The following is a 13,359-nucleotide window of genomic DNA, read 5'->3' on the forward strand; positions in this document are numbered from 1 at the left end:
GGTTCCTAGGGTGCGTGCAGATCCGACACTGAGGGGGGTCGCACGCCTTGCGCCCAAGCCGACGGTTCCGGACCCAGTTTCAGGTGCAACCGTCCGCCCTTGTGCACGTCGGCGGCGCTCAAGTGTGCACCATGCAAGGCTTTCCCGTTAAGGGTCGCCGACTGAACATATTGTGTCGGTGGGGTGCGGTCGATGCCGTCAGCACCGATCGGAGTCTCCCGGTGACCGCTAGTCTCCACCACGAACTCTTGGTCACCGATCGTGAGCGCACCGCGTTCGAACGCGGGGGCGTTGATCAGGAACAGGTTCTGGCCGGCGACCGGGAAAAGGCCGAGTGACGCCCAGACGTACCAGGAGGAGAGGCCGCCGGAGTCGTCGTTGCCGGGCAGGCCACCGCGCCCGGTGCCGAACTGCCACGTGAGCGCGGCGTTGACCACCTCGGCCGTACGGTCGGGGCGCCCGGCGTAGTGATAGGACCAGGGCGCTTCCATGTCGGGCTCGTTGTTGAGGCCCTCGAACCTGTTCAGGGCGAAGCCGCGGCGCATCTCGGCCGGCAGCGGGCGCACCCCGGGCTGCGTGACGGGGGCTGCGCCGTAGCCGAAGAACTGGTCGAGCATGTCGATGAACGTCTTGTCGCCGCCGGCGAGGGCGATGCGGGCGGCCATGTCGTGCACGAGCCGGAACGAGTAGTTCCATTTGCCGCCCTCGTAGAACGACGAGTCGAGCAGCAGACCGGTGGCGGGGTCGAACGCGTTGATCCAGCCGCGGCTCAGGTCGGCGAGGTCGTCGGCGAGACGGTGGTCGTTGAGGGCGCGGGCGACCTGCGCGGTGCAGTGATGGGCGTACGCGAGGTCGAGCGTGTGCGTGATCGGGTGCACGACGCCGTGCTCGAAGAAGTCCTCGCCGTACATCCGGCGCAGATCGTCGACCATGTGGACGAGCGCCCAGCTCCAGTCGATGCTCTGCGGGCGCAATGCGTACGCGTCGGACAGTGCGGTGTGCGCGAGTGCGCTCGCCTGCCGGAAGAATCGGTCCGCACCGCGCGCCATCCGGTAGCCGATCGGGAAGTTGCCCTCCTCCTCGCAGACCCGGATGAGCGATTCGAGGATCGCGGTGTGGCGTTCCGGGGCGATGGCGGCGATCAGCGGCAGCTGGGTCTTGTAGATGTCCCACATCGTGCAGATGTCGAACGCGTAGGGCCCGGAGGTGGGCCAGAACGGGCTCTCGTCATCGGCGACGCACGGCTTGATCAGGGAGTGGTAGAGCGCGGTCGACATGACCGTGCGGCGTGCCGTGGTGCCACCCTCGACCTGGACCTTGCCGACGGTGTCCCGCCAGCGGTCGCGGGTGTCGGCGTGCACGGTGTCGAAGGCCGGACGGGTCTGGCCGCATTCGCGCTCGAGGTTCTTACGGGCCTGCTCGTGGCCGCGCAGGGAGAAGCCGAGGCGCACCTCGATGGTCTGGCCCGCGGTGGCGGGGCCCATGAAGATGAGGCCGAACGGGCGCAGCGTGGTGTGCCGGATGCTGTCGAAGTCGAGTCGGGTGCCGCCGTCGACGAGGCGTCTGTCGTACCAGAGCATCTGGCGCCAGCCGGGGCTGTCGACCTCGATGTAGACGGAGAGCGGGACGCCCTCCATGACGACGGTGCCCTGCGCGCAGCCGTACCCCATGCTCTCGACCTGGGCCCGCAGCGGGACCGTGCGGCCGAGGTCGATGGACAGCCCGCCGATGGACAGGTCGATGACGACGCGGGCGCTGCGCTGCTCGGGGAACGTGTAGCGGTGCACCGCGACCTTCTCGCCGACGGTGATCTCGCTGCGCACGCCGGTGTCGAGCGTCGCCGCGTAGTAGCCGGGGCTGGCGATCTCGTCGTGCAGCGGCCAGGACTGGCCGAGCTCGTCGAGCGGCTGCACCATCGGCGTCACGCGGACATAGTTGTAATACTTGCGGATCGCGCCGGTGCCGGACTGCTGGAAGTGCGTGAAGCCCGAGGCCTGGAGCCGGTCGAACATCTCCTCCGGCAGGCCCTCGGTGCCTTTCTTGTAACGCCCGTAACCGGTCGGGTATGCACCGGAGTAGGCGCAGGCCGAGACCATGCCCAGCGGCGAGGTGGCGCCCGGGTGGGTGTTGCCGACCTGAGGTTTCGGCCACCACCAGCTGGCGGCGAGGCCGTGCGACCGCGGCAACTCGGTCGCCGCGGTGCCGATGAAGGGATCTATGTGTTCAAAGATCTCAACAATCTACCCAGATCCGGCCCCGCAACTGGTTACAACGAGGTTAACCAGCTGCGGGGCCGGTCACGTTTCCCGGGCGGCCAGGACCGTATCCGGGCCGGTACAGGCACTGCTGGGCTCCGACACGAAGTCGTAACCTGACCTCACCGGGGCAGACGCAGGCCCGACATGCCACCGTCGACCGCCAGGGACATGCCGGTGGTCGCGGAGGACTCCGGGGCCGCGAGGTATGCCACCGCGGTCGCCACCTCCTCGGCGGTGACCAGGCGACCGGTCGGCTGACGCGCCGCCAGACGGGCTTTCTCGCCGGAGGGATCGTCGGTACGGGCGAGCAGGCGGGCCACCCAGGGCGTGTCGACCGTACCCGGAGCGACGCAGTTGACCCGGATGCCCTCGCCGACCAGGTCCGCGGCCATGGCGAGGGTCAGCGCGTGGACGGCTCCCTTCGACGCGCAGTACAGGGCGCGCTGCACGAGCCCGGCGGTCGCGGCGATCGAGGACGTGTTGACGATCGCGGCGTGATTGCTGCGCCGCAGGTAGGGCAGCACCGCGGCCGTGGTCCGGGCGACGCCGACGACGTTGATGTCGAGCACGCGCTGCCACTCGTCGTCGTCGTTGGCCTCCACCGTGCCGACGGCGCTGATCCCGGCGTTGTTGATCAGGATGTCGATGCCGCCGAACTCGGCCGCGACCTGGGCCGCCGCCCGTTCGAGCGAGCCGCGGTCGGCGACGTCGGCGACAACCGGCAGCAGCCCGTCCGCGGGCTTGCCGGGGTCGAGGTCGAGAACGCCGACGCGGGCACCCCGGGCCCGGAACTCGGCGGTGACGGCCGCGCCGATGCCGGAGCCGCCGCCGGTGACGACCGCGACCAGTGTGTCCATCGAAGCCATGGTGATTCCTCTCTAGGAGAACAGGTGGTCGTGCAGGTCCTGGGCCGCGGCGGTGAACGCGTCCCGGTCGAGGACCGCGCCCGCGTACCGTCCGCCGGCCCGGACCGGCTCGGTGAAGAACAGATCGGGCAAGGTCCCGATCTTGTCGACGCCCAGCCTCGTGTTGATCTCGTGCTGCAGGCGTAGCCGGGTGACTCCGAGCGCGAGGACGTCGGGGCGCCGCCCGGTTACCGCCTCGACGAGGTCGGTGACGCGGCGCAGGGTGAGCGGGCGGGTCGGGGTCGCCGCGAAAACACACACGCCGAGCGCGTCGAGCCCGCTCCACAACCGCATCAGCTGGGCGGTGCGGTACACGTCAAGCTCACCGCGTGGCCGGGGCACCCGCACGCCGAGCTGTGCAAGCTCGGGATACGCGGAGGGGATGCCCTCGGCCGGGTCGAAATCGAGGTCATGCTCCACGATGTCGTAACGCGGGCCGATCGGCGCGACCACGTAGGCCAGTCCGAGGTTCGGTTGCACGCGCGGGTCGAACGGCGGGATCGCCACGCCGCGCACGGTGAGAGTGCCGGATGCGTCGACCGGGTCGGTGCCCTGCTGCTCGTGGACACTCAGCTGTGGCCAGGGGTCCGGGTCGCCCCGGCCGGGGCCCAGCATCGCGAGGGCCTCCTGGTGCAGGCCTGCGCCGGCGTACACCTTGATGCAGTCGGTCGGGCAACCCGGGCAGGGCGCGACGGTCGCGCTGCGAGCAATCTCATCGGGTACGGTCCCCACTCCCCCGCGGCGGCTGGTGTCGGTGAACTGGGCCACGGGTGCGTACCCGGGTTCACCGCTCCACACACCGAAGCCGGGCATCCCGTGTTGCCAGGTCGAGAGGCCGTCGGTGCGGGCCGCTTCGGCGTACTCGGCAGCGATGGTCGCCACGGTGGCCGGGTCCGCGACCGGGGGGACCGCGTCGCCCACGCACACCACGGCCTTGACGTTCTTACGACCGAGCACGGCTCCGAGCCCCAGTCGCGGCAGTGGATGGTGCCGGCAGGTGATGATCGAGGCGTACGGGACCCCGCGCTCGCCCGCCGGCCCGATCACCGCCACCGCGGCGTCAGCCCCGTGGCGTTCCAGCAGCCTGTCGGTTGCCGCGCCGGTCGTCAGTCCCCAGAGGTCGGCCGCCGGCTCGAGGCGCGCGGTGCCCTCGGTGACCACCACGCAGACCGGGTGCGATGCGCGGCCGTAGAGCACGATGCCGGTGACGCCGGCTTTCCGCAGCCCCGCCGCGTACGGTCCCTCGGCCCTGGTCTCAGCCACTCCCCCGGACAACGGCGACAACCCGACCGCCGCGCAACGTGCCGTCCCGGGCGCCCCCGCACCGGCCACAGTTCCGGCAACGATCGCCAACGGCGCTTCTGCCGCTGCGTCCAGAGCCCGCTCGTCCACAACCCGCTCATCCACAAGCCGGCCGTCCACAACCCGCTCATCCACAAGCCGGCCGTCCACAACCCGCTCATCCACAGGCTGTTCGTCCACAGGCTGTTCGTCCACAGCTTGCTCGTCGCCACTAACTCCGTTGTGTGCAATTTGATTGCCCACAACTAAGTTGTGCGCAATTTGGTTGTGCACAACGTTTCGGGTGGCAGCGAGCACATGCCGCGCGGCTGCGACCGGCCCGTCGAAGTCGCCGTCGACATCCGGAACATCGGGGATCGGAGAGCCGTCGAGGCTGACCGCGATCAGGCCCACGCGGGCCCGTCCGGGAACGAGTAGCGCTCCAGCGACGACGCCTTCATCCGGGCGGAGAAGCCTGGCGCAACGGGCGCCTGGTAAGCACCGCGCCGAATGACAACAGGGTTCTCGAAGTGCTCGTGCAGGTGGTCGACGTACTCGATGACGCGATCCTGCAGGCTGGCCGAGACGGCGACGTAGTCGAACATGGACAGGTGCTGGACCAGCTCGCACAACCCGACCCCACCGGCGTGCGGGCACACAGGCTTACCGAACTTCGCGGCCAGCAGCAGGATCGCAAGGTTCTCGTTGACGCCGGCGACCCGGCACGCGTCGATCTGCACGACGTCGATCGCCTCGGCCTGGAGCAGCTGCTTGAAGATGATCCGGTTCTGCGCGTGCTCCCCGGTGGCGACCTTGATGCCGGATGAACCGAGCCCGCGCCGGATCGCGGCATGCCCGAGCACGTCGTCGGGGCTGGTCGGCTCCTCGATCCACCACGGCTTGTACGGCGCCAACGATCGCATCCAGTCCAGCGCCGGCCCGACATCCCAGCGCTGGTTGGCGTCGACGGCTATGCGGATATCGTCCCCGACCGTGCGGCGGGCCAGTGCGAGGCGGCGTACATCGTCCTCGAGGTTGTCGCCGACCTTGAGTTTGATCTGGGTGTAGCCGTCGGCGACCGCCTCGCGGGACAGGCGCACGAGTTTGTCGTCGGAGTAGCCGAGCCAGCCGGGCGATGTCGTGTACGCGGGATAGCCGTGCTCGATCAGGTGGGCGATCCGCTGCTCACGGCCGGGCCGGGCCTTTTCCAGCAGATCGAGCGCTTCGGACGGGGCGAGGGCGTCGGTGAGGTAGCGCCAGTCGACGAGGTCGACGATCTGGTCCGGGGTCAGGTCGCTGAGCAGGCGCCACAGCGGTTTCCCGGCGGCGGTGGCGGCGAGGTCCCAGGCGGCGTTGATGAGGGCGGCGGCGGCGAGGTGGACGACGCCCTTCTCGGGGCCGAGCCAGCGGATCTGGGAGTCGTGGGTGAGCCGGCGGGCGAATTCGCCGAGGTCCGTGGCGTCCTGGCCGAGAACCATGGGGGCGAGGGCGTCGATCGCGGCGCGGCACACCTCGTTGCCGCGGCCGATGGTGAACGTGAAGCCGTGCCCTTCGAACCCGGCTTCGGTGCGCAGGATGACGTACGCCGCGGAGTAGTCGGGGTCGGGGTTCATGGCGTCGGAGCCGTCGAGCTCGCGGGAGGTGGGGAAGCGGACGTCGTACGTGTCGACCGCCGTGATCTTCACGAGGCGTCCCGAAGGATGCTGCGCTGGCGGCCCAGGCCGTCGATCTCGACCTCCATCACGTCGCCGGCCGACAGGTACGGGAAGCGGCCGGACAGTGCCACGCCCTGCGGGGTTCCGGTGTTGATCAGGTCGCCCGGTTCGAGGACGGTGTACTGCGAGAGGTGCCAGATCAGGTAGGGGACGTCGAAGATCATGTCGGTGGTGCCGGAGTTCTGCCGGGGTTCGCCGTTGACCCAGCTGCGCAGCCCGAGTTTGCCGGGGTCGCCGGTCTCGTCCGGGGTGACCAGCCACGGCCCGAGCGGGTTGAACGTCTCGCACGATTTGCCCTTGGACCACTGGCCGCCGGAGTCGTCGAGCTGGAACGTCCGCTCGGAGACGTCGTTGGACAGCACAAATCCCGCGATGTGCGCGGCGGCGGCCTCGGGAGAGTCGAGATAGCGCGCGGTCCTACCGATCACAACCCCGAGTTCGACCTCCCAGTCGGTACGCGTGGAGCCGCGCGGAATGAGAACGTCGTCGTCGGGGCCAACCACTGTGGAGGGTGCCTTGTAGAACATGATCGGTGTGGTGGGCGGGGTGGCACCCGATTCGGCGGCGTGGGCCGCGTAGTTCTGGCCGATGCACAGCACCACGCCGGGCCGCGCGATCGGGGCGCCGAGGCGCTGCCCGGTGATGTCCACCTCGGTCAGGCCGGTCACGGTGGAAACACCGCCGGCGGCGAGGAACGCGCCGGTGATGTCGGGCGTGACCGGGGTCAGGTCGTAGAACCGTCCGCCGACGCCGGCGACGGGCTTCTCCTGGCCGGCGGGTCCGACTCGCAGGTATTTCACGTGAGCTCCAGGTGGTAGGTGCGGATCGCGGTGCCGGAAAAGATGGCCGGTGAGTTGTCGAGGAGGTCGGCCATGACGCCCTTGACCTGCGCGTAGGTTGCGGCGACCTCGAGCACGGGCCAGTCCGAGCCGAACATGAGCCGGGAAACCCCGAAAAGCTCGACGGCGGTCGTGACGTAGGGCTCGAGATCGGCGGGCGTCCAGGTCGCCCAGTCCGCCTCGGCGACCAGCCCGGAAACCTTGGCGATCACGTTGGGCTGCGCGGCGACCGGCGCGATCAACTCGCGCCAGGCCGAAAGCCGTCCGGCGGCGATCGCGGGTTTGCCGAGGTGGTCGAGGACGAACGTCGAGCCGGGCAGCGCGGCGGCGGCCCGGGCCAGTGACGGTAATTGCGGGGCGCGGACCACGACCTCGTTGACCAGGCCGGCAGCGGCGACCGTGGCCAGCCCAGCGCGTACATCGGGGCGGTCCAGATGGTTGTCGGCCCTGGCCTGGACCTGATCACGCACGCCGGCCAGCAGCTCGCCGCCGTAGCCGGCCCGGTGCGCGGCAAGGGTGTCGCCGAGAGCAGGGTCGGTCAGCGACGCCCAGCCGACCACGCCCGCGATCTCCGGGGTGTCCCGGGCGATCCGCAGGAACGACGTGGTCTCCGCGGCATCGCCACGACCGGCCTCGACCAGGATCGTCCGCTCGACGCCGGTCCCCCGCAGAGCCCCGCGCAGATCCTCGATCGTGTAATCGCGGCGGATGCGGGTCAGCGAAGGATCCTGCAGCCACGCGTAATCGGCCGTCCACAGGTGCTGGTGCGCGTCGATGATCATGCGATCAGTCCCTCGCCGCGCAGGTCCTTCCAGAGGACAGCGGGGATCGGCAGGCCCGCCATCGCGACGGCGTCGGTGACCTCGTCCGGGGTGCGGGCGCCGACGAGTACGCAGGTCACGGCCGGGTGGGTGAACGGGAACTGGATCGCCGCCGCCCGCAGTGGCACGCCGTGCCGGGTGCACACCCGCTGGATCGCCTGCGCCCGGCCGATCAGCCCGGCCGGAGCGGGAACGTAGTCGAACGTCGCGCCGGGTCGCGGGTCGGCGAGCAGCCCGGAGTTGAACACCCCGGCGGCGATCACGCTGACGTTGCGGGAGGCGCACAGCGGCAGCAGTTCGTCGGCGCCGGACTGGTCGAGCAGCGTGAACCGTCCGGCGAGCAGCACGCAGTCCAGCGCTCCCGTGCGTACGAGATCTGCCAGCATCGGAGCCTGATTCATCCCCGCCGAGATCGCGCCCACGTTCAGGGTCTTCAAGGCCGGCAACGCCTCGGTGACCGCCTGCTCGAAGTGGTCGTCGGGATCGTGCAGGTGCACCAGATCGGCGCGGTCCAGACCCAGACGTTCCAGGCTTTCGGCGTACGACGTCCGCACCCCCGCCGCCGAGAAGTCGAACTGCGGGGTGACACCTGTCGCCTCGGCCCAGATGTCCTGCTCGTCCCCGCCGCCGGGCCGCAACACGCGTCCCACCTTTGTGGACAGAGTGAACTCGTCGCGGGGTTTTCCGGCGAGCACCGGCCCACTCCGGCGTTCGGCGAGTCCGTTGCCGTAGAGCGGGGCCACGTCGAAATAGCGGATACCGAGGTCCCACGCGCGTTCGACGGTGTCGCGGGCCTGCTGGTCGGCGACCGGGGTGTAGAGCCCGCCGAGCGGAGCGAGCCCGAGGCCGAGCCTGGTGACGCGGACGTCCGTCGTCCCGAGCGGGACGAGTTCGAGTGGATTCATGCGGCGCTCACTGTTTCTGCGGCGTGGATGAGGCGGATGATCTGCTGGCTCATCCGGGGGTAGTCGTGGTCGTTGGCGAGCTCGCCCACGATGCGCAGGCCGTTCATGACCGCGATGCGGTCGGCGAGCCCGACGGTCTCGGGCAGGTCCGAGGAGATCAGCAGCAGGGCGAGGCCGTCGGCGGCGAGCCCGGCGATCAGCTCGTGGAACGCCGCCTTGGTCCGCACGTCGATGCCGACGGTCGGCTCGTCGACGATGAGGATGTCGCACTCGGCGGCGAGCCACTTGGCGAGGCTCACCTTCTGCTGGTTGCCGCCGGAGAGCTGCCCGGCCGGTTGCCGCGGCGACGAGATCCGGATGCCGAGCCGATCGGCGTACGTGCCGGCGAGCTCGCGTTCGCTGCGGTCGCGCACCAGGCCCGCCCGGGCGAGCCGCCGCCAGACGGTGACGGCGATGTTGCGCGACACCGGCTGATCCAGGAACAGGCCCTCACCCTTGCGATCCTCGGTCACGTAGCCGATGCGGTAGCGGTGCAGGGCTTCGCCGACCGTACGGATCCGCGCGGGTCTGCCGTGGATCCGCACGGTGCCGGAGGTGATGCGTTCGAGGCCCAGGACGGCTTTGGCAAGCTCGCTGCGGCCCGCGCCGACCAGGCCGTAGAGGCCGAGGATCTCGCCGGGGCGCACGGTCAGGGAGATGCCGCGGTGGCCGAGGGCCGTGCTGACGTCGCTCAGCTGCAGGGCCGGGGTCACTTCCCCGTCGACCGTACGGTCGGGGAGCGCGATCGACGCGAAAGCGCGACCGACCATGAGGTCGACGACCTGCGCCTGGGTGTACCCGGTGAGTGGAGCGTCCTGGGCCACGCTGCGCCCGTCACGCAGCACGGTCACGGTGTCGGCGACCGCGAAGACCTCCTCCAGTTTGTGGCTGACCAGCGCGACGGCGTGCCCGGCGTCGCGCAGGCGCCGCACGACGGTGTAGAGCCGGTCGGCCTCGTCACCGGTCAGCGACGCGGTCGGCTCGTCGAGCAGCAGCACTTTGGTGTCCAGGCTGAGCGCCTTGGCGATCTCGACGAGCTGGGCCTGGGCCACCGACAGCCGGGAGACCGGGATGTCCGGGTCGAGGTCGACCTCGAGCAGTTCCAGGCAGCGCACCGCTTCGGCGCGCATCCGCCGTTTGTCGAGGCGCCCGCCGCGCGACGGCAGGTGGTGCAGGACGATGTTCTCCGCGACCGAGAACGCGGGGATCAGGTTGCGTTCCTGGTGCACGACGCCGATGCCGGCGCGCTGGGCGTCGAGCGGGCCGGCGAAGTGCCGCTCCTCGCCGTCGAGAGTGATCCGGCCGCCGTCGGGGCGGTAGACGCCGGTGAGCAGTTTGACCAGGGTGCTCTTGCCGGCGCCGTTCTCCCCGAGCAGGGCGTGCACGCTGCCGGGTCGCAGGCTCAGCGACACGCCGTCCAGGGCCCGGACGCCGGGGAACGTCTTGACGAGATTCTCCGCGACGAGCATCAGTCCGACCTCTCCTGCAGCTTGCTACGGACGGTTCCGAGCAGCACGGCGCCCAGCACGACCGCGCCGATGATGAGGTCGACCCAGCGGGGGTTGATGCCGAACTGGGCCTGCATCACGTCGACGAGCCGGACCAGGAACGCGGCCAGCAGGGTGCCGGTGACGCTCACCATGCCGCCGGTCAGGGCCACCCCGCCGATGATCGGTGCGGCGAAGCTGGGCAGCAGCAGGTCATCGCCGATGGTGGCGTTGACCGAACCGGACGCGGCGACGGTCAGCACCGCGGCGACACCGGCGAGCAGCCCGGAGAGGCCGTGGGCGACGATCAACGACCGGTCGTTGGAGATGCCGGAAAGCCTTGCTGCGAAGGGGCTTCCGCCGCTGGCGAGCAGGTGCCGGCCGGGGACCGTACGCGAGAAGAACAGCGCGACGAGGGCGGCGACCGCCAGCGCGACGAGGAACACGGCGGGGAGCCCGAGGATCGACGCCCGGCCGAACGCCCGCAGCCCCGGCGAGTAGCCCTGGAAGGTGTCGGGGCCGTTCACTCCGTACCGTAAGCCTTGAATGATCGTCATCGTCGCGAGCGTGACGATGAAGCCGTTGATCCTGGTCAGCACGACGAGGAAACCGTTGGTGACGCCGACGAGCAGGCCGAGCAGGAGCGCGGCGAGCACGGCCAGGGGTGCGGGGAGCCCGGCCTCGAGCATGAGCCAGGCGGCGGCCATCGCGCAGAAACCGGTGAGGGCGCCGACGGAGAGGTTCATCTGCCCGACGGCGAGCACGACCATCTGGGACAACCCGATGACGATGGGTACGGCCAGAAAGCGGAAGAACGCCCCGAGAGTGCCGGCGGACAGCAGATTCCCGCCGGTGGCGACGGCGAGGGCGGCGAACCCGGCGACGGCGATGACGGCGAGCGTGAATTCGGGGGCCTGCCAGAGATGCCTGCCGGGCAGGGTGCTGCGTTGCGTGGCGGTGAGGGTCATGCCCGGTTCCCCCGTCGTTCGGCGAGGACGTGGCGGGCCCGGTCCAGTGAGAGTGCGGCGAGCAGGACGAGTCCGATGTAGAGCTGGAGCCGATCGAGCTGGAACTGCAGCAGGTTGAGTCCCTTGTAGATCACCTGGGTCAGCGCCGCGCCGAGCACGGTGCCCAGGACGCTGACCGCGCCGCCGGCCAGCAGGGTGCCGCCGAGGACCGGGGCGAGGAACGACGGGAGCAGGAACGAGTCGCCGAGGCTGGCGGAGAACGCGCCGTTGTTGGCGGCGAGCAGGAACCCGCCGAGCGCGGCGAGCAACCCGCTCACGGCGTGCGCCTGGACGATGCGGTCCTTCGTGGGGATGCCGGACAGCTCGGCGGCGCGCTGGTTGGCGCCGGTCATGAGGATCTCGCGGCCGAGGCGGGACAACCGGAACAACAGCCCGACGAGCAGAGCGGCGAGGATCGCGAACGGTACGACCAGGGGCACGCGTGGCCCGCAGACATCGCCGATGCAGTAGTCGGCGAACGTGTCGGAGCGCAGCTCGCTCATGCCGGCGGGCATCGCCGGGAAGGCCACGCCGCCGGTGACGCCGCTGTAGAGGATCGTGATGAGCCCGGCGAGGGCGAAGTCCATGGCGAGGGTGACGACGAACGAGTTGACGCCGGTGCGGGAGATGATCAGGCCCGCGAGCGCGCCGAGCAGGGCTCCGACGGCGAGCCCGGCGATGAGGCTGAGCACGAGCCCGGCGCCGAGCTTGTCGTGCACGAGGCCCATGGTGAACGCGCTGGTGGCGGCCATCCGGCCGACGGCCATGTTCATGTGCCCGAGCGACAGGACGCTGAGCTGGGCGAGGCCGACCACGAGGTAGACGCTGATGTCGGACTGCAGCGGGGTCAGCGTGAGCCGGGTGTTGAGGAATGCCGGGCGCAGCACGCTGAACAGCACGACGAGCGCGATCAGCAGGACGACCAGGCCCACCCGGGGGTTGGCCCAGAGCGGGACGCGGTGCGGTGTACGCGGTGGCGCGTCCGGGGGCGCCGGGGTCTCGAGCTGGGCGGTCACCGGACCCTCCGGTCGTCGATCGCGTCGCGGTCCCAGCTGATGCCGAGCCCCGGGGTGGCGGGGGCCAGGGCGTACCCGTCGGCGACCTCGATCTCGTCGTGGGTGATCGCGCGCAGCTGCGGGATGTGCTCGAGGTAGCGGCTGTTGGGGACCGCGCAGCAGAGGCTGACGTGCAGCTCCATGAGGAAATGCGGGCAGACGGTCACGTTCGCGGTCTCGGCGAGATGCGCGACCTTGAGCCAGGGGGTGATGCCGCCGATCCGCGCGACGTCGACCTGGACGACCCCGGCGGCGCCGCGGCGCAGGTATTCGGCGAACTGCCCGGCGGAGTACATCGACTCCCCCACCGCGACCGGGATCGAGGTGGCGGCGGCGACCGCCGCGTGCCCGGCGACGTCCTCGGCCGGCAGGGGTTCCTCGAACCAGTAAGGGTCGTACACCTCCAGCAGCCGGGCGCGGCGGATCGCGTCGGAGGCTGTGAGGGACTGGTTGGCGTCGAGCATGATGTCGAAGTCGGAACCGGTCGCGGCGCGCACGGCAGCGAGGCGTTCGGCGTCCTGCGCGGGTGAGCGCCCCACTTTCATCTTGATGCCGGGCCAGCCCGCGGCCTGGCTGTTCTTGGCACCGGCGACGAGCTCCTCGGTGCTCAGGTGCAGCCAGCCGCCCTCGGTGTCGTACAGCGGGATGCGGTCCTTGGCACCACCCGCGACCATCCACAGTGGCTGGCCCGCGGCCCGGCAGCGCCAGTCCCACAGCGCGGTGTCGATCGCCGCGAGCGCCAGGGAGGTGATGGCGCCGACGGTGGTGGCCTTGGTGGCCAGGAAAAGCTCGCGCCACACCGCCTCGATGCGGCGCGGATCACGGCCGGGCAGCAGCGGCACCAGGCTGTCGCGCAGCAGGGCGAGCACGGCGGTGCCCCCGGTGCCGATCGTGTAGCTGTAACCGGTACCTTCGCCGCCGTCGTCGGTGCGGATGTCGACGAAGACGGTCTCCTGCTTGACGAACTGCTGCAGGGCATCGGTGCGCAGGGTCTCGACGGGCAGGTCGATCAGGTACGCCTCGGCGTGGGTGATGACGGGCACGGCA

At 70.3% G+C, this 13,359-nt stretch carries 11 protein-coding genes; all 11 read right to left on the reverse strand.

Going from position 1 to position 13,359, the window contains the following annotated elements; all coding sequences use genetic code 11:
• Positions 1–5: 5 nt before the first annotated feature.
• The 11 genes from Ahu01nite_RS32635 to Ahu01nite_RS32685 all read right to left on the reverse strand — a co-directional run bounded on the left by Ahu01nite_RS32635 (position 6) and on the right by Ahu01nite_RS32685 (position 13,355).
• Complete coding sequence (locus Ahu01nite_RS32635) at positions 6–2,240, reverse strand: GH92 family glycosyl hydrolase (protein WP_307794632.1); 2,235 nt, start codon at positions 2,238–2,240, stop codon at positions 6–8.
• A gap of 137 nt (positions 2,241–2,377) precedes the next feature.
• Positions 2,378–3,124 (reverse strand): SDR family NAD(P)-dependent oxidoreductase, encoded by a 747-nt coding sequence (locus Ahu01nite_RS32640; RefSeq protein WP_203840545.1) that lies wholly within the window; start codon positions 3,122–3,124, stop codon positions 2,378–2,380.
• A gap of 12 nt (positions 3,125–3,136) precedes the next feature.
• Positions 3,137–4,660, reverse strand: a complete 1,524-nt coding sequence (locus Ahu01nite_RS32645) for an aldehyde ferredoxin oxidoreductase N-terminal domain-containing protein (RefSeq protein WP_203840546.1) — start codon at positions 4,658–4,660, stop codon at positions 3,137–3,139.
• A 188-nt stretch (positions 4,661–4,848) separates the two neighbouring features.
• Entirely contained in the window at positions 4,849–6,129 is a 1,281-nt protein-coding gene (locus Ahu01nite_RS32650; RefSeq protein ID WP_203840547.1) for an enolase C-terminal domain-like protein, read from the reverse strand.
• Positions 6,126–6,959, reverse strand: a complete 834-nt coding sequence (locus tag Ahu01nite_RS32655) for a fumarylacetoacetate hydrolase family protein (protein ID WP_203840548.1) — start codon at positions 6,957–6,959, stop codon at positions 6,126–6,128. Before Ahu01nite_RS32655 ends, Ahu01nite_RS32650 begins: the two co-directional genes overlap by 4 nt.
• A complete protein-coding gene (locus Ahu01nite_RS32660; protein WP_203840549.1) occupies positions 6,956–7,780 on the reverse strand; it encodes an amidohydrolase family protein in 825 nt (274 codons plus the stop codon). Before Ahu01nite_RS32660 ends, Ahu01nite_RS32655 begins: the two co-directional genes overlap by 4 nt.
• Positions 7,777–8,724, reverse strand: a complete 948-nt coding sequence (locus tag Ahu01nite_RS32665; protein ID WP_203840550.1) for an aldo/keto reductase — start codon at positions 8,722–8,724, stop codon at positions 7,777–7,779. The genes Ahu01nite_RS32660 and Ahu01nite_RS32665 overlap by 4 nt, the downstream gene beginning before the upstream one ends.
• On the reverse strand, positions 8,721–10,232 hold the full coding sequence (locus Ahu01nite_RS32670) for a sugar ABC transporter ATP-binding protein (RefSeq protein WP_203840551.1): 1,512 nt from the start codon (positions 10,230–10,232) through the stop codon (positions 8,721–8,723). Before Ahu01nite_RS32670 ends, Ahu01nite_RS32665 begins: the two co-directional genes overlap by 4 nt.
• Positions 10,232–11,218, reverse strand: coding sequence for an ABC transporter permease (locus Ahu01nite_RS32675; protein WP_203840552.1), 987 nt, complete (start codon positions 11,216–11,218; stop codon positions 10,232–10,234). Before Ahu01nite_RS32675 ends, Ahu01nite_RS32670 begins: the two co-directional genes overlap by 1 nt.
• Complete coding sequence (locus Ahu01nite_RS32680) at positions 11,215–12,273, reverse strand: ABC transporter permease (protein ID WP_203840553.1); 1,059 nt, start codon at positions 12,271–12,273, stop codon at positions 11,215–11,217. The genes Ahu01nite_RS32675 and Ahu01nite_RS32680 overlap by 4 nt, the downstream gene beginning before the upstream one ends.
• Positions 12,270–13,355, reverse strand: a complete 1,086-nt coding sequence (locus Ahu01nite_RS32685) for a mandelate racemase/muconate lactonizing enzyme family protein (protein ID WP_203840554.1) — start codon at positions 13,353–13,355, stop codon at positions 12,270–12,272. Before Ahu01nite_RS32685 ends, Ahu01nite_RS32680 begins: the two co-directional genes overlap by 4 nt.
• Positions 13,356–13,359: the final 4 nt, after the last annotated feature.

The sequence above is a fragment of the Winogradskya humida genome, assembly GCF_016862215.1.
Classification (GTDB): domain Bacteria; phylum Actinomycetota; class Actinomycetes; order Mycobacteriales; family Micromonosporaceae; genus Actinoplanes; species Actinoplanes humidus.